Origin of the sequence: Ferrimonas futtsuensis DSM 18154, assembly GCF_000422645.1 — a bacterium.
GTDB lineage: Bacteria > Pseudomonadota > Gammaproteobacteria > Enterobacterales > Shewanellaceae > Ferrimonas > Ferrimonas futtsuensis.
Map to the genome: position 1 here is coordinate 367,486 of NZ_AUGL01000002.1, position 17,093 is coordinate 384,578.

At 56.7% G+C, this 17,093-nt stretch carries 12 protein-coding genes, 1 tRNA gene and 1 rRNA gene; 5 read left to right on the plus strand and 9 right to left on the minus strand.

Annotated features, from left to right (window positions below):
- Nucleotides 1–235: 235 nt before the first annotated feature.
- The 3 genes from cspE to G505_RS0103675 all read right to left on the minus strand — a co-directional run bounded on the left by cspE (nt 236) and on the right by G505_RS0103675 (nt 4,615).
- Entirely contained in the window at nt 236–448 is a 213-nt protein-coding gene (gene cspE, locus G505_RS0103665) for a transcription antiterminator/RNA stability regulator CspE (protein ID WP_028108349.1), read from the minus strand.
- A 741-nt stretch (nt 449–1,189) separates the two neighbouring features.
- Nucleotides 1,190–3,472 (minus strand): formate C-acetyltransferase, encoded by a 2,283-nt coding sequence (gene pflB, locus G505_RS0103670; RefSeq protein ID WP_028108350.1) that lies wholly within the window; start codon nt 3,470–3,472, stop codon nt 1,190–1,192.
- Between the two features lie 1,052 nt (nt 3,473–4,524).
- Nucleotides 4,525–4,615, minus strand: a tRNA-Ser gene (locus G505_RS0103675).
- 175 nt (nt 4,616–4,790) lie between these two features.
- Between G505_RS0103675 and G505_RS0103680 the strand changes: the two genes are divergently transcribed.
- The gene (locus tag G505_RS0103680) at nt 4,791–5,171 is read left to right on the plus strand and encodes a VOC family protein (protein WP_028108351.1); all 381 of its coding nucleotides are present in this window, start codon (nt 4,791–4,793) and stop codon (nt 5,169–5,171) included.
- Between the two features lie 68 nt (nt 5,172–5,239).
- Entirely contained in the window at nt 5,240–5,488 is a 249-nt protein-coding gene (locus G505_RS0103685) for a DUF2164 domain-containing protein (RefSeq protein WP_028108352.1), read from the plus strand.
- A 29-nt stretch (nt 5,489–5,517) separates the two neighbouring features.
- Here G505_RS0103685 and ylqF read toward each other — a convergent pair whose 3' ends face one another.
- The 5 genes from ylqF to lhpI all read right to left on the minus strand — a co-directional run bounded on the left by ylqF (nt 5,518) and on the right by lhpI (nt 13,341).
- A complete protein-coding gene (gene ylqF / locus G505_RS0103690) occupies nt 5,518–6,438 on the minus strand; it encodes a ribosome biogenesis GTPase YlqF (RefSeq protein WP_028108353.1) in 921 nt (306 codons plus the stop codon).
- Nucleotides 6,439–6,562: 124 nt separating this feature from the next.
- The gene (locus G505_RS0103695; protein ID WP_028108354.1) at nt 6,563–8,662 is read right to left on the minus strand and encodes a PepSY domain-containing protein; all 2,100 of its coding nucleotides are present in this window, start codon (nt 8,660–8,662) and stop codon (nt 6,563–6,565) included.
- 62 nt (nt 8,663–8,724) lie between these two features.
- A complete protein-coding gene (locus tag G505_RS0103700; RefSeq protein WP_035385022.1) occupies nt 8,725–10,839 on the minus strand; it encodes a TonB-dependent siderophore receptor in 2,115 nt (704 codons plus the stop codon).
- A gap of 254 nt (nt 10,840–11,093) precedes the next feature.
- Entirely contained in the window at nt 11,094–12,404 is a 1,311-nt protein-coding gene (locus G505_RS0103705) for an aminopeptidase P N-terminal domain-containing protein (protein ID WP_035385023.1), read from the minus strand.
- Nucleotides 12,397–13,341, minus strand: coding sequence for a bifunctional Delta(1)-pyrroline-2-carboxylate/Delta(1)-piperideine-2-carboxylate reductase (gene lhpI, locus G505_RS0103710; RefSeq protein WP_028108357.1), 945 nt, complete (start codon nt 13,339–13,341; stop codon nt 12,397–12,399). Before lhpI ends, G505_RS0103705 begins: the two co-directional genes overlap by 8 nt.
- Nucleotides 13,342–13,625: 284 nt before the next feature.
- Between lhpI and G505_RS0103715 the strand changes: the two genes are divergently transcribed.
- Entirely contained in the window at nt 13,626–14,750 is a 1,125-nt protein-coding gene (locus G505_RS0103715) for a helix-turn-helix transcriptional regulator (protein ID WP_028108358.1), read from the plus strand.
- 28 nt (nt 14,751–14,778) lie between these two features.
- Here G505_RS0103715 and G505_RS0103720 read toward each other — a convergent pair whose 3' ends face one another.
- The gene (locus G505_RS0103720; RefSeq protein WP_028108359.1) at nt 14,779–15,693 is read right to left on the minus strand and encodes a LysR family transcriptional regulator; all 915 of its coding nucleotides are present in this window, start codon (nt 15,691–15,693) and stop codon (nt 14,779–14,781) included.
- Between the two features lie 335 nt (nt 15,694–16,028).
- Between G505_RS0103720 and gmhB the strand changes: the two genes are divergently transcribed.
- Together gmhB and G505_RS0103730 are read left to right on the plus strand one after the other, a co-directional pair.
- Nucleotides 16,029–16,583, plus strand: coding sequence for a D-glycero-beta-D-manno-heptose 1,7-bisphosphate 7-phosphatase (gene gmhB / locus G505_RS0103725; protein ID WP_035385024.1), 555 nt, complete (start codon nt 16,029–16,031; stop codon nt 16,581–16,583).
- Nucleotides 16,584–16,921: 338 nt separating this feature from the next.
- A 16S ribosomal RNA gene (locus G505_RS0103730) occupies nt 16,922–17,093 on the plus strand; the annotation flags it as partial.

Consider the following 17,093-nt stretch of genomic DNA (forward strand, 5'->3'; position numbering starts at 1 on the left):
TACCTAGGTCCAGCCAGGTCTGATTCCGGGTGTAGCGAGTCTTTGGTTTAAGGGAGGACTTTCACCTAAGGTTCCAGAGGTGAGGTTTTTGCGGGTAACGAAAAAGATAACGAACTGATTTTATTGAAAAATTTCTAGGCAGGAGGAGTGATGAGTGCGTTGACTCAACTAATCAGGGGGGAGGGGAAGGAGCTGAATGGGCGCAGATGACAGAGCACCTGCGCCACAATCGATATTAGAGCACTACTACGTTAGCAGCTTGAGGGCCCTTTTGGCCTTGCTCTACATCGAAGGAAACTTTCTGACCTTCAGACAGGGTCTTGAAGCCTTCAGAAGCGATGGAGCGGAAGTGTACAAACACGTCGGAGCCACCGTTGTCAGGAGCGATGAAGCCAAAGCCTTTCTCGTCGTTGAACCACTTTACCTGACCAGTTGTTTTGTTAGACATAATGTGTCCCTCTTAATTTGGATAAAAACTTTACAATTTCAATGCACTGAAAACTTGAATTATTAAAGATGACTATGAAGTTAAGGGAAACACTTAGGACTACAACAACAATGAAGATGTTCTGAAGGTTTTGCTTTACATAATGTGTCAATAATAACCCTGATAACAGAGCGGCGTAAGTATGAGGTCTAACACCGGGGAAGTAAAGCTTTTTTGAAGGCCGCAATGGCTGTGTGATTAACCATTTGAATTGTAGGGTAAAAATGCCTTCGCTTGAACCTTAGGCTGGTTGAGCCATCGGTGCTTGGATTGGGGCCTTTCGCTCTGTGAGGGGCACGAAGTTACTAGTAAATACTCTAAAAGCTTAAAAGGCTGGCAGTGCTGAAGCCAGCCACTCTCTATCAAACCGTTGATTGCAGTCGTTGTACCGCTGTTGGGCTAACCTGCTCTTCGAGCCAGAGCCGCTTGGGTGTGATTGTGTCGCGTGGGGCAGATCGTCAGCTATGTTGGCAACCGAGATAAGGCAGAGGTCGGCGTCAGTAAGGCAGAGCAGCAGGCAATTCAAGGACCAGCCCGGCTGTTGATAGTGGCCACAAGCTAACGGGCTGCACTGGCGTGAGCCCAGCGACCCTTAGGACATTGGTGTTGTTCCAAATGGAAAAGGGTGTGTCTGGCCAGGAAAAGAAAAGGGCGGCCTTGAGGCCGCCCTTGCTGTCACTGGAGTGAACTACCCTGGGGTAATTACATGGACTCAGTGAAGGTACGGGTGATGACGTCCTGCTGCTGCTCTTTGGTCAGAGCGTTGAAGCGTACGGCGTAACCAGATACACGGATGGTCAGCTGAGGGTACTTCTCTGGGTTCTCAACAGCGTCCAGCAGCATCTCGCGGTTCATCACGTTAACGTTCAGGTGCTGACCGCCTTCGCGAGCCTGGGTGTTCTTGAAGTAGCCGTCCATCAGGGCAGCCAGGTTGCCGCGGCGACCGTCTTCGTCTTTACCCAGAGCGCCAGGAACGATGGAGAAGGTATAGGAGATACCGTCTTTCGCGTGGGCGAAGGGCAGTTTGGCCACCGAGGTCAGGGACGCTACCGCACCGGATTCGTCACGGCCGTGCATGGGGTTGGCACCAGGGGCGAAAGGCTGACCGGCGCGGCGACCGTCTGGGGTGTTGCCCGTCTTCTTACCGTACACCACGTTGGAGGTGATGGTCAGGACGGACTGGGTCGGGGTGGAGTTGCGGTAGGTCTTCAGAGAACGGATCTTCTGCATGAAGCTCTCAACCAGTTCGCAGGCGATCTCGTCCACGCGCTTGTCGTTGTTACCGAACTTGGGATAGTCACCCTCGATGGCGAAGTCGGTGGCGATGCCATCTTCGTCGCGCACCGGTTTCACCTGGGCGTACTTGATGGCCGCCAGGGAATCTGCCGCGATGGACAGGCCGGCGATGCCGCATGCCATGGTGCGTTCAACGTCGCGGTCCATCAGCGCCAGCAGAGACGCCTCGTAGGAGTACTTGTCGTGCATGTAGTGGATGCAGTTCAGGGCGGTCACATATTGCTTGGCCAGCCAGTCCATCAGGGTGTCCAGCTTGGCGTAAACGGTGTCGTAGTCCAGAACGTCGTCGGTGATGGCGTCCATCTTGGGGCCTACCTGTGCCTTGGAGATCTCATCCACGCCGCCGTTGATGGCGTACAGCAGGGTCTTGGCCAGGTTGGCACGGGCGCCGAAGAACTGCATGTGCTTACCCAGAACCTGAGGGGATACGCAGCAGGCGATGGCGTAGTCATCAGACTCGAAGTCCTTGCGCATCAGGTCATCGTTTTCGTACTGGATGGAGGAAGTATCGATGGATACTTTGGCGCAGTACTTCTTGAATCCTTCTGGCAGGTGCTCAGACCACAGAACGGTGATGTTCGGCTCTGGGCTTGGGCCCATGGTGTACAGGGTATTCAGGTAGCGGAAGCTGCTCTTGGTGACCAGGGTGCGGCCGTCCAGGCTCATACCGGCCATGGACTCGGTGGCCCAGATTGGGTCGCCGGAGAACAGCTGATCGTATTCGGGAGTACGCAGGAAACGAACCATGCGCAGTTTCATGATGAAGTGGTCCACCATCTCCTGAGCTTGGCTCTCGGTGATCAGACCCGCTTTCAGGTCACGCTCAACGTAGATGTCGAGGAAGGTAGAGGTACGGCCCAGGGACATGGCGGCGCCGTTCTGTGACTTGATGGCCGCCAGGTAACCGAAGTAGGTCGCCTGAATCGCTTCCTGAGCAGTTTCAGCAGGCTTGGAGATGTCACAGCCGTACTTGGCCGCCATCTCTTTGATTTGACCCAGGGCACGGTGCTGCTCGGCAATCTCTTCGCGCAGACGCAGAGTGTCTTCCAGCTTGCCACCTTGCTCCAGCTCTTGCTGCAGGCTGTGGAACTGGTTCAGCTTGTCCTGCATCAGGAAGTCGATGCCGTACAGGGCGACACGACGGTAGTCACCGATGATGCGGCCACGGCCGTAGGCATCCGGCAGACCGGTGATCACACCGGACTTACGGCAACGCAGGATGTCTGGGGTGTAAACATCGAAAACGCCGGCGTTGTGGGTCTTACGGTAGTCGGTGTAGATAGCTTTGGTGACAGGATCCAGCTCGCGGCCGTAGGCCTTGCAGGAACCCTCAACCATGCGAATGCCGCCGTTAGGGATGATGGCACGCTTCAGAGGCGCTTCGGTCTGCAGGCCAACGATCTTTTCCAGATCCTGGTTGATGTAACCGGCGTCGTGAGAAGTGATGGTGGAAACTTTGGAGGTGTCGAAGTCGACAGGGGCGTGGGTGGCGTTCTCTTGACGAACGCCTTCCATCACCTTGGCCCACAGCTCGTCGGTTGCTGGGGTGGAGCCCGCCAGGAAGGACTCATCGCCTTCATAGGGGGTGTAGTTTTTCTGGATGAAGTCGCGAACATTAACTTCGGATTTCCAGTCACCTGCTACAAAGCCTTCCCAGGCCTTTGCAAATGGGGCGGTATTTTCATTCATAGACGTTAGCCTTAGATAGAATGTGAATAAAACGCCTCGCCAATCACGACAGGAAAAGGGGCCGCTCTATGGCGAAGTTAGTATCCAGGTACCTGCCTTTGCTAGAAGACGTGTACCTGGTTTTGCAAAATTGAGACTGAATTCACCACAGGACATACATCCATTGGCTTATTAACCAGAGTCTTCGCTGGTTTCAGATTTTCAGAATCGACAAACCCAAATTTCACCCCTTGAGTTTGGGCGCTTGGTAATGTCTCGATCCTTTGGTGTGACTGCTTGGTGGCGCATGGGGTAAATGGTCTTACCATTGTCTTGAGGCACACTTAGCCATCCGTCATTGATGAAACACTTTTGATCATTCATGACTCTTAGTCAATAAAGAAACGAGAAATTACGATAGTTTTTTATTACGAATGCACTGTTTTTGGATTGTCGGGGGGGTATTGCGCTCGATGCATAAACAATATTTCCCTATTGCATTCCATTTTTGTTTGAATAGAGGTTTATTTTGCCGCATTGATAAATACGTTAGCGCAATGTGAAATGTTCGGCGTTTTATTTGGACGCATAGATCTAATTCATGCTTGCATTAATTATTGAACTTTAAATATGAATTTTAACTCTATTCTGAACTTATTCCTCTTAGTGGATTATGTGGAGATTTCTTGCTGTGACTAAAACAGCCCGCATGGGCCGGGCTTCTCTGTGTATGCGAAGCGACAGGGGCCCTCTCTTCACTAGGCCGCATTTGGCGTTGTTTGCTCCGTTCGGCCGCCTGCTCCGTTACTCGCTTCGTTCGTTGCGAACCCGGCCAGGCTTCTTCACCCTATCTCTCCTCTTTCTTCGACCACAGAAAAGCAAAAAGCCCGTACTAGGCGGGCTTCTTTATGTATGGCGGAGAGATAGGGATTGATACCCTCACTTCGTACGGCCGCCTGCGGCGTTACTCGCTTCGCTCGTTGCGAACCCGGCTAGGCTTCTTCACCCCATCTCTCCTCTTTCTTCGAACACAGAAAAGCAAAAAGCCCGCACTAGGCGGGCTTCTTTATGTATGGCGGAGAGATAGGGATTTGAACCCTAGAAGGGCTATTAACCCTTGCCGGTTTTCAAGACCGGTGCTTTCAACCACTCAGCCATCTCTCCAACGGGGATGCATGTTAGTGAACCAGCGGGATGCTGTAAAGGGGCAGGGCGTTCAACCGCCTAAGCTGTGAACAAAACCCGGCTGTGAACAGGGTGAGTGCTCTATTTCTGCTCACTCGGGCTTTGAAGCTGTCTACACTTTAGCCTCAGGCCACCCCATACTGAGGAGCGCAACATGGGTTCACCCTTCGAGACTCACGGTGCCCACAGCTGGCAGGAATTGTCGACCTCTGACCCCGAAGGCGCCAAGACATTTTATGGTGCCCTGTTTGGCTGGAGCTTCAAGGAGCAGCAGATGGAGATGGGCACCTATCACATCATTGAGAACGATGGCGCCGGAGTGGGCGGCATCATGCAGAGCCCGGAGCCAGGCATGCCCACCGCCTGGACCGGCTATGTCACCGTTACCGATGTGGATGCGGTGGCCGCCAAGGCGACGGAGCTGGGCGGCGAGCTGCTCTACGGGCCCCAGGACATTCCTGAAGTGGGACGTTTCTGTTGGATCAAGGATCCCCAGGGGGCGGTGATCGCCGCCATCAGCTATGTGATGGGATAGTGCGTCTGGCGGCGTTCTGGGTGAGAAGATACACTGGCTCTCTCAGCAGATTTATTGATGGAGCCGATGTGAACCCGGTTGATTTGACCAAGGAACAGCGTGAGGCGCTGGTCGAAGCGCTGCAAGAGTACAGCGAGCAGGAGATGGACCAGGATCTGGGCCAGTTCGAGGCGGGCTTCCTGCTGGACTTTATGCTGCAGCGTCTGGGAACCTTGTGTTACAACAAGGGGCTGGAGGATGCCAGGGTGGCCATCCTGGGCAGAATGGAGTTGGCCACCGAGGTGGTGTACGAAATGGAGCAGCCCTGCGATTTATAAAAGAAAACCCGCCTATTGGCGGGTTTCGATTATTTACGGCGTTTACGCTTTTTGGCAGCGCGAAGCTCTTCTTTAATTTTCTTCTCTTCGGCGGCCTTGGCGGCGCGAATCTCCTCTTCGGCCTTCTCTTTCTCCACCAGTTCCGGGGTTTCCAGAGTCAGGGCGCCTAGCGAGCCAGCGCGCAGTTCGTGCAGCAAGATTTCAGAGACCTTGTGCAGGTCGGCGATGCCGCCCCGACGCAGGAAGCCACGCTTGGCGGCAATGGCGTCCAGCACACCGATGTCATCTTCCGGCAGCTCTTCCAGGTTGTAGCGCTGGCACAGGGCGTCAGGGTAGGTGGTGCGCAAGTATTCGGCGGCGAACATGGCCACCTCTTCGTACTCCACCACGGTGTCCTTGATGGCGCCTGTGGTGGCCAGACGATAGCCACACTCCTCCGGGCTCAGCTTGGGCCACAGGAAGCCAGGGGTGTCGTGCAACACAATGTGGTCTTCGAGACGGATGCGCTGCTGGGCCTTGGTGACCGCGGGCTCGTTGCCGGTCTTGGCTATGGTACGGCCCGCCAGGGTGTTGATCAGGGTGGATTTGCCCACGTTGGGGATCCCCAGGATCAGGGCACGCAGCGGGGTTTTCGGCACCATCTCTTTGGCCAGGGTCAGCAGGCTTTTTACCTGGGACTTGTTCTTCTGGGTCAGGGCGATGGTTTTCACGCCATTCTCCTGTTCCAGATAGGTCTGCCAGCGCTCGGTCATCTCCGGATCGGCCAGATCGCTCTTGTTGAGGATCTTGATGCAGGGGGTATCGCCTCTGAGCTTGGGGACCAGAGGGTTCTCACTGCTGAATGGGATGCGCGCATCCAACACCTCGATGATGAGGTCAATTTGCGGCATCAGCTCGGCGATCTCTTTTCTCGCCTTATGCATATGGCCCGGGAACCAGTTAATCGCCATGGGTCATGCTCTTGTTAATTAGTCAAAGGCGCCATTTTACGTGATCCCACCTCAGTTTGCTTGGTCAATTGTCCGCCACAAAAAAAGCGCGCCTTACCGGCGCGCTTGATAGGGTAAAGCTGGGCTAAAACAGGTCTTCGTGATAGCGACCCTGCTTGATCAGTTGGTCCAGCTGCTCCTGAGCCTGCTCAGGCCCTGAGCCCTGAGAGATGAAAACCGACAGCAGTGCCTGGCGCACTCCTTCACCCAGGGACTGGTGACCGCAGACATAGACGTGGGCCCCCAGCTCCAGCCAGGCGCCGACCCGCTTCGGATTTTGTTCAAGACGGTCCTGGGCGTAAACCTTCTGTTGCTGGTCCCGGGAAAAAGCCAGGTCCAGGTGATCCAGGGCCCTGCTTTGCTGGTGCTGGAGCAGTTGGTCACCGTAGAGGAAGTCGCCCTGCCGATGGCGATTGCCAAACAGCAGCCAGTTGCGCAGTTGCGGACGCTGACGGATAAAGCCCATGAAGGGGGCGATGCCACAGCCGGCGGCCACCATGATGATGGGAGAGCAGTCCTCCGGCAGTCTGAAGCCGGGGTGAGCGGCGATGCGACCTTCCAGCAAATCGCCGACTTGCGATTCATGGCACAGCTGCCCGGACATCAGGCCGATACGGGGGGCGTCATCCAACTGCCACTGGTGCAGGGTCACGCAGATCTCCAGGCCGTTGCCGTCAGGGGCCGAGGCGATGGAGTAGGCGCGTTCGGTACCGCCCTGGGCGGGCCGCAGCTTCAGCAGATCGCCGCAGCGATAGCTGAGGGGCTCCGCGCAGCTAAAGCGCAGACGCCAGGTTTCCCGGGTGTGCCCCTGGCCATCATCCAAACGCATCTTGTCTTCGAGTCTAAGAGAGACAGTGTTGGCCATGGACTGAGGTTGTTCACTGTCGGTTGCACCGGCCCAGCGTTGCCACACCTGGGTCGGGTCACCGTCGGCCAGAGCAAGCCCGCCCACCAGTGAGGCGCCACTGCGTCGCAAGGCGCCATCCAGATCATGAGCTGCCTGACAGAACTTGGCATAGCGGCTGTCGCCCAGGCCCAGCAGTTGATAGCTCACCCCTTTGAGGCTAACCCGCTTCAGGCTCTCTAAGAAATCCTGGCCCTGAATGGGCATCTCGCCGTCACCGCAGGTGGAGATCAGCAGTCGCACCGACAGGTACTGGCTGAGATCTTCCGCCTTGAGCTGGGCCAGGGAGCACAGATGCACCTTGTCACCGCGCGATTCCATCAGAGAGCCGGTGTCCTTGGCCAGTTCGGCGGCGCTGCCGGTCTGACTGGCGTAGGCCACCAGGTGGCAGGCGCCTTCCGGGGCCTTGGTCGGTCTGCTCAGCCGGGCTCGACGTACCCAGTTGTAGAAGCCGGTGCCCCAGAGCACCAGGGCGCTGATGCACAGCAGGGCATAGATAAAGGCCGCAGGGCGGCCGCCAAAGCTGCCGTCATGGAGGATGCGGGTCCAGCGGGTGGGTTGGGTGACCGCACTCTGCTGCTGATCCGGTTGCCACTGCCAGCGGGTGCCTTGGTCATTCTCCCAGTAGAGGGTGACTCCCTGAGGGGGGCGTCGCACCATGCGCATGGCCGCCACGTCCACCTCATCCAGTTTGGCGAAGGCTCGGTCCAGGCTCATGGGGGAGGGGTGAGGCGCCTGTTTAGGCTGTTCACCGCCCATAGGGTGGAGCATCAGCAGACCGGTGACGGTGACCACCAGCATCAGGGGGGCACCATACCAGCCCAGGGCGGTGTGCCAACCCATGGCCCCCTTGGGGGACTTGGGCCGGGCCAGGAACAGTCCGGAGAGGCTGAGGAACAGCATCACCCAGGTGCTCAACTCCACCAGCCAGTTGGCGTCCACCAGTAGGTTGACGTGCAGTCCCTTGGCGAAGCGGCTGAGTTGAAACTGCCAGGGCAACTCGGCGGGCTCGCCGCTGTAGAGGTCCAAAAACTGGCGCCCTTTCTGACTCTCGAAGGCCACCATCACCAATTGGTGTTCGGGCAGGGCGAAGGCGAAGCGGATTGGGCCCTGCTGTTGTTCCAGGGTCTCCAGGGTCTGTTGAAACTGGGCAGGCGTCGGCCTGGTTTCCGCATCCGGGGTGAGCAGGGGAGTGAGGGCCAGCAGCAGGCCCGAGAAGATCACCAGCAGCAGAGGCAGGGCGACCAGGGCAGCCAGGTAGCGATGGAGTTTGGCCAGCATGGGTTGGTTCCTTTAACGCAAACAGGCAGGCCACTTTGGGCCTGCCTTTTTCGGGGTAAAAATCAGTAGTTGAACTGGGCGGACAGACGGAAACTGCGCTCGGCGCCGATGCTCAGATCGGAGTAGGAGCCGCCGGCCATGTAGTCTCTGTCAAACAGGTTCTCAACGTTGAGCCTGAGGTTCATCTCCACTTGCTTGATCATCATCTTGAAGGAGGCGCCGGCATCGACGCGGACATAGCCATCTTTGGTGATGGTGTTGTTCAGATCGGCGTAGCGGTCGCCCTCGTAGAAGGCGCCCAGGTTGAAGGCCCACTGGTCGTTCATCTTGTAACGGGTCCAGGCGGAAGCGGACCACTCAGGCGCATCGATAGGGCGTTTGCCCTGGTAGGTATCGTGATGGGTGTACTCCGCATCCAGATACATCAGGGAGGTCATCACAAACCAGCGCTCGGAGGCCTGGCCCTGGGCGGAGAATTCGAAACCGCGATGCTGTTGCTCACCGCCCTGGGTGGTCTTGGTCTGGCCATTGCCCAGGTCTTCGGTCACGGCGATGTCGGTCTTGGTAATCTCGAACAGGGCGCCGTCCACCATCAGGCGACCATCGGCCAGTTCCCACTTGCTGCCCAGTTCCCAGGATTTCCCGGTCTCAGGATCCAGATCCATGCCGTCATTGACGTCATCCTCTTTGGCCACCACGCCCTGAGGCTCGAAGCTCTCGGAGTAGCTCAGGTAGATGCTGCTGTTTTCCTGAGGGTGATAGATGGCGCCTAGTTTGGGCACGAAGGACTCGTTGTTGTTGCCGGGGCCATCCTTACGCTGGATGTCGAAGCGGCCGCCGAGCAGCAGTTGCCACTGTTCGTTCAGGGTGATCAGATCCTGCAGGTAGAAACCATAGTACTTGTACTCGGACTCATACAGGCTGGTGTCGCGGTTGTAGTCCAGATCGGGGCGTGGCGGCAGGGGCTCGCCGGGCACATAGGTCTGGGTCTGGTCCTTGTCGCGCAGCTGACCATAGTAGTAATCCAGCATGTTGGCGCCGATAAGGATCTGGTGCTCCATGCCGGCGAGGTCCAGGTAGCCGTTAAAATCGGCGTAGTAGGTCCTGTACTGCCAGTCGTCATAGCGGTCGAAGGCGGTGTAGTCGTAGCGACCGTCGGTGTAACCCGCCTCCTGGTAGGCCACGTAAGAGTCGTAGCTGGGGCTGGAGTCCAGGCGCTGGCGGGAGAACATCTGGTGATTGAAGCCCAGGGTCAGGGTCCAGTCGGTGCTCAGGTAGAGGTCCATATCCAGGCCGTAGTTCTCCACCTCGTTATCGGTGAAGGCCCAGGGCATGTCCCAGATGGTGTCCTTGTCACCGATGATGTTGCCGTCATTGTCCAGCCAGGCACCCCGGTCGATGCCGGTCTTGTCCTGGGTCATGTCGTAGTGGGCGGAGAGTTTGCCCCAGTTGCTCAGATCGTAATCCAGGGCCAGGGCGCCCAGGAAGCGATCCCGCTCCTGACTGCTGCCATCCTGGTATTCACGCCAGTATTCCGCATCCTGTTTCACCAGAGTGGCGCGGTAGCGCAAAGTTTCAGTCTCATTTAGAGCGCCCCCGGCATCCGCCTGGAAGCGAGAGGAGCCGTGCTCATCCACATCGAAGGCAAACTCAAACATGGCGTCGTAGGTGGGCTTTTTGGTCACCATGTTGATCAGGCCACCCGGGGCAGACTGGCCATAGAGCATGGAGGACGGCCCCTTAAGCACCTCGATGCGCTCCAGGGTCTCGATGGGGTGAACGTAGTGAGACCAGGCCTGCTGCCCGTTTCTCAGGTAACCGCTGCCGGAAGAGAGCTCGAAGCCTCGCAGGCTGAACACTTCCCGGTTCCATTTCTGCGAGCCTGAGGTGACGCTGGCGTCATTGATCAGCACTTCACTCAGGGTGGTGGCCAACTGCTCATCGGCGATCAGCTCCGGAATGACGGTGATGGACTGTGGGGTGTCCAGCAGCGGAATGTCGGAGCGCATCGCACCCCTGGCGGAGTCTGACTTGTAGTTGTCAAAGGAGATGGCGGTAATCACCATGCGCTCATCGACCCGCTCAATGGAAGCGGTGTCCTGGGATTGGGCGAAGGTGGGAGCGGAACCCAGGGCGGCAAGCACGGCAACCGCCAGGGGGCGAACGGGGTGAGACATTGAGATCTCCTGACAACGAAACAGTAGGTTAAATATGGGACGCAGCGAAATTTAAATGAGAATCGATATTATTTAAACCCTGTGCTCGCGAGCGGATGCACGCGTGTGATCGAGATCTCAAAAATGAAACTGATAGTTATTCGTATTTGCATTTGTGAAATGGGAAAAGGTGACGATTGCTGAAAAAATCGAGGGAGAACAGTGAAAAAGACGAACTCTGCCTGAAGTGGCAGAGTTCGGTGGGACGTGAGCAATCAACGCATCAGAGATTCGATCTCAGCGCGGGTCTTGGGCGCGTCCTTGGAGAGGACTTGGTTGCCATCGGTGGTGATGAGGATGTCATCCTCGATGCGGATGGCGATGCCTCGCCAGCGCTCGGACACCCGCGGGTTATTGGCGCCGAAGTAGAGGCCGGGCTCGATGGTGAGCACCATACCGGCTTCCAGGGGGAGCCACTGCCCATGAGCGTCCTGATAGGGGCCCACATCGTGCACATCCAGGCCCAGCCAGTGGCCAGTCTTGTGTACGGTGAAGGGCTTGTGAGACTCCTCCGCCATCACCTGCTCTAGGGAGCCTTCCAGGATGCCCAGTTGAATAAGACCGCGGCTGATCACCTCCATGGCGGCGTCATACAACCTGTTCCAAGGTGTGCCTGGCTTAGCCTGGCCGGTGGCGGCGTTTAGGGCTTCGAGCACCAGGTCGTAGATGATCGCCTGTTCTTCACTGAAATGACCGCTGACCGGGTAGGTGCGGGTGATGTCGGCGGCGTAGTGTCGATATTCTCCCCCGGCGTCGATCAGCAGCAGTGTTTCCGCATCCAGTGGCTGGTTATTGTGGTCATAGTGCAGGCACATAGCTCGCTCGCCGCCGGCGAGGATGTTGGGGTAGGGGTCGCTGATGCAGTCGTGACGGGCCAGTTCCAGGTTGAACAGGCAGGAGAGCTCAGCTTCGTTCGCCCCGGGTTTCAGGTGGGCGATCACCTGTCGATGGGCCAGGCAGCTGGCGGAGACCGCGTGGCGAATGCGCTCGATCTCCATCTCATCTTTGATCAGCCGCATTGGGTGCAGCACTTCAGCCAGCGGACGCAGGCGGCGGTACAGCTTGGGGTGGTCAAACCTGGTGTTGCGCCTTTGGTGATTACACCATTGCCAAACCTTGTGTCCCAGCCGTTCCTGTTCATCGCCCAGGAGGATGTCGGTACGCGCTTCCAGCAGGTCCGGCAGCCTGGCATCCAGTTCATCCAGGGAGTAGGCCGCATCGGCACCGAAGTCCTTGATGGCGCCTTCAACGCCGGCGCGGCTACCGAAGCTGGTCTCCTGGGCCGGATCCTTGGGACGGCTGAACAGTATGAATGACTGCGGATGGCCAGGGCGCAGCAGGGCAACGGCGTCGGGCTCTTCGAAGCCGGTCAGGTAGTAAAAATCTTTGTCCTGGACGAAGCGATAATGGATGTTCTTGGAGCGGATGCGCTCCGGGTAGGCGGCCAGGATCACGGCGGCATCGCTGCCCAGTGTGTCCATCAGCCGCTGCCGGCGCTGCTGATAATGATGTTGTTCGTTATTCATGATCGTTACTCGGTTGCACTGCGCTGGCCACCAGCCTGGCGGCGGCCAGGTCTTCTAAGGCGTGGCCTACAGATTTAAACAGTGTGGTCTGTGTCGTCTGGGTTCTGCCAGGGTGCTGGCCCCGGCAGAGCTCAAACAGGTCGGCTTGGATATCGTCTGGTGTAATCAGCCCCCGACTCAAGGGGATCACCAGATCCCCGGTTTCCTTGAGGGCCCCCTGACGGGTGTCCACAAACAGCTGGCATCGGCGGATTACCTCGTCATCGGCTTCCCTCATGTCGGGCCGGTAGGCGCCCACCAGATCCAGGTGCTGGCCGTGTTGCAACCAGTCTCCCTTGATGAGTGGATGCTGAGACAGCGTGGCGACGGAGATGATCTGGGCTTCCCGGCAGCCGGCCTCCAGATGGCGGACCTCACAGGCTTCCAGTCCCAGCTGGCGAGCTTGTTCAGCCACTGAGCTGGCTTTGTGGTGATTTCGTCCCCAAATCATCACCCGATTGATGGGCCGCACGGCACAATGGGCTTGAATAAGCTCCAGAGACAAGGCGCCGGTGCCCACCATCAGCAGGGTGGAGCTGTCCTTAGGCGCCAGACGGCTGGCGGCCAGGGCTGAGGCGGCGGCGGTGCGTCTGGCGGTTAACGCCGGTGCGTCCATCATCAGTTCCGGGGTGCCGGTGGCCAAGTCCATCAGCAAATAGAGCCCCTTGATGCTGGGGGCGTGTTCCGGTGCCACGGTGACTATCTTGACACCGGCCTTGCCGCCACTCTCCCAGGCAGGCATCAACAGCAGGGTGGTTTCCCTGTGGCCGGGGTTGGCCATGTCGTGGTGGTGGCGCATGGGTGCGGTCAGTTCGCTGCAGAAAGCCTGAAACAGGGCGTCTATCAATTTGGGGTAGGGCAGGGCCCGGCGAATGGTGTCGGCGTCTATGATGCCCATGCTAATTGTATACAATATCCTTTTTCATTGAGGGTAGAGTAATCCATTGCCAATGTCACGGTATTTGGGGCAGTGCACTCGCGGGGAGCAAGATCTCTTCAGGGTAGGGTGAACAACATAGAGTGGAAAAGAAAATGGGAGCCGACAGGCTCCCAAAAGGGCCGTACAAGATTTGGCGCTAACAAATCCATCAGATTGATATTGAATCTAGTTTCGATTGATGTTGCTGTCATCTACCATCTGGTATAAAAAACAGACAGTGGACTAAGCCAAGGTGGGCAAGGGTGAAATCGGAACTGATCAGGATGATCTACCAGGCTGTTGAAGAACCCCATCTGTGGACTGAGGTTTTGAAGGGGATAGCCGGGTTCAGTGAATCCAATCACTGCTTCCTGTTGGCCCGAGAGGGCCTGCACTCCCAACCCCTGGGTTTTTACGATTATGGATTCGATGAGCGCTACTTCGAACGGTATAACCAGTATTTTTACCAGGTGGATGTGTGGAGTCAGGCCCTGCTGCCCCACCCACCGGGCCAATTCCATGCCAGCCACTGGGTCTATGAAGATAACCTGTTTCTGAACTCTGAAATTTACAACGACTTTGCCCGACCCTCCAGGATTCGACACTCCATAGGCTGTCTGATTACCCATGATGATGGGCTGATCACCGAACTGGGTTTTATGCGCAGCCAGGATCAGAGTCACTACAGCGACGACCAGGTAACAACCTCGAACCTGTTTGTGCCTCATATCGAGCAGGCCATCACCATGGTCCGGCGCCGGGAGTTTCTGGAAACTCAGCGGGCGCAGCTCATAGGTTTGTTTGACAGCAGCAGCATTCCGACCTTTATCTGCACGCCAGGGGGTAAGCTTCTTTACCGCAACCATCAGGCTGAACTTTTTGCCAAAGGAACGGGGGTGCTGACCGGACGCGAGAGTGAGTTCCGCTTTTCCGAGACCGATCATCAGTTGCTGTTCAACCGGCTACGGCATGAGTCGATACAGTTTATGGACGGCAAGGGGAGTGAAGGCCCAGGTCGAGAGTTACTGACCTGGCGGCAAGGTCGGGTGTGGTTGCATGTGCGCCCCTGGAATTGGAGCACCGGGGGCATTTGGGGCGAACAGAGTGGTTGTGCGCTGTTGGTGACCTTTGAACCCTGCAGTGGTGGCCGGGTTCCTCAGGCAGAGTGGATTGCCGAGCTGTTCTCTCTTACCCAGGCAGAAGCAGGGATCTGTCGCGCTCTGTGCAGCGGATTGACCAGCGAACAGATCGCCATATCTCGTGGGGTATCGGTGAAAACGGTCAGGCAGCAGATAAAGAGTTGCCTGAAGAAGACGGGCACCAGCAGTCAGGTGCAGTTGGTGTCCACCATGCTACTGGCTTCCATGGAGCCGAATAGGACGTATTGAGTTTAATTGTCCGGTGGAGATTAACCCTCTATATGTTGTACTCCTCGAGTGCCAGGTCCCCGGGCGCGAAGTTGCGGCTGAGTGTCAGCAGCGCGTCGGCGGCTGGAGTCAGTGGCAGGGATTTACGCCAGATAAGGGCCAGATCCCAATACAGAGCCGGCTCCATGGGGCGGAAGGTCAACTTGGCACTGTTAAGCTTCTGACAGATGGGGGCGGGCAGCAGGGCAAGACCCATACCATTTTCCACCATGGTTGCCAGAAAGTCCCACTGGCCACTGCGGAATGCCACTTTGAGCTTGACGCCATTTTGTTGACTGAGCCGGCTGATCAACTGAGCCAGGGAAAAGTCCTCGTTGTATAGGACGAAGGACTCATTGTGGAAGTCCTGCCACTGAATGGAGGTCTTTTCAGTCAGGGGGTGGGAGTGAGGCAGACACACCCACAAGGGGTATTGGGCCAACTGCTTATAATCCAGCTGCTCTGAGTGAGTGACTGGCAGGGCGGTGAAGGCGATATCCAGCTTATCGGCGATGAGCGCTTGTTCGCAGCCATAGCCCCCATACTCAGACATCTTCAATACCACCCCGGGATAGCGCTGACGGAACTGGGACAGCAGTTCGATCATCAGGCTGCTGAGCATGGGGCAGATGCCCAGGCGCAAGGTGCCTGACGTGAGGTCGGTCAAACTTCCCAACTCTTGTTGCAACCGATGCCATTGGCCTACGATGCTCTCTGAGGTCTGCTTCAGGTGCTCTCCGGCGGGCGTCAATCGAATGCCCTGGTTGCTTCGAACCAGGAGAGGCGTCCCAAGACTCTCTTCAAGCCTTTGAATCATCTTGCTTAGTGTCGGCTGTGTCATGAACAACTGATCGGCTGCTTTGGTGTAGTTGCCGCATTTCACCAAAGCCAGGAAACAGTTGAGGGAACGTATGGTTGTGTTCATGCCAAAATGGAATCTACTTCATGGTGTCAATTCATTTTACTCATTTGCCATGGCTCCGTACAGTTGGTGCCTGTATGAGAGCACGTTGGGATTTGCACACAGAGGCCCCTTTCCCTACGTAATGGCTCCCCCATCAACAAAATGACTGCTTTGTGTCTGGTGGTCAGATGGGTGTGGAGCGTTGCGGCAGCGATGGTATCTTGGAAAGAACTCTCCCCAATTGTGATTGAGCCCGCGGTAAGCGGGCTTTTTTTTGGCCTCAATTCCTTTCCCTGTCCCTTGAGTTCACAAGGGCTTTATCGATAATACCCCCATTGAGTTTTGAGCAGACAGGTATGCCTGTGCGTAAAGCAGTGTTTTTGGATAGGGACGGCGTGATCAACCTGGATCACGGCTATGTCCATAATATCGATGAGTTTGAGTTTGTCCCCGGCTCGCTGGAAGCCTGTGCCAGACTGTATAAGGCAGGCTATCAACTGGTGGTGGTGACCAACCAATCGGGCATTGCTCGTGGCTATTATACTGAAGAGCAGTTCCAAACCTTGAGTCAGTGGATGAGTGAGCGCTTTGCCGAAGCCGGTGCACCTCTGCTGGGGGTTTACTTCTGCCCTCATCACCCTGAGAAGGGCTTGCCTCAATATGTGGGAGAGTGCCAGTGTCGCAAGCCCAATCCCGGCATGCTTCTGCAGGCAACTCAGGAACATCAACTGGATCTGGCTGCCTCTGTCATGGTGGGAGACAAACCGGGCGATGTTGACGCGGGACGTAATGCGGGTGTGGCCACCTGCATTCAGGTTCGCAGTGGCAAACCGGTGGATGGCGCCAGTGGCGCAGACTGGATTGCCGATGACCTGGCTAGCGCTGTCCAGTGGCTTCTGGGTAAAAAATAGCCAATCGGTTCGTGGAGGGGATTTTCCTGTTGCCAACAGAAATTCCCCCCCTATAATGCGCTTCCTGTCGACGGGGCAAAGCGGAAGGAAAACGGACGCTGAGCAAAACTTCGACACTCGGCGCCAAGGCAGCGAATTAGCCCTTGACCGCCACGGAGAGTCGCGTAGAATGCGCCTCCTGTCTCGATGAGAGACGCGCTCTTTAACAATTAGTCAGACAATCTGTGTGGGCACTCGCGCAGGATTGATATCTCATATATCAATGTTGCACTGAGTGACTATAACAAGTTAATTCAGTAATTCATTGAGTCGAAATTTTCGGACTCCAAAAAACTTTTTAATTGAAGAGTTTGATCATGGCTCAGATTGAACGCTGGCGGCAGGCCTAACACATGCAAGTCGAGCGGAAACGACATCATTGAAGCTTCGGTGGATTTGATGGGCGTCGAGCGGCGGACGGGTGAGTAATGCTTAGGAATTTGCCCAGTCGAGGGGGACAACAGTTGGAAA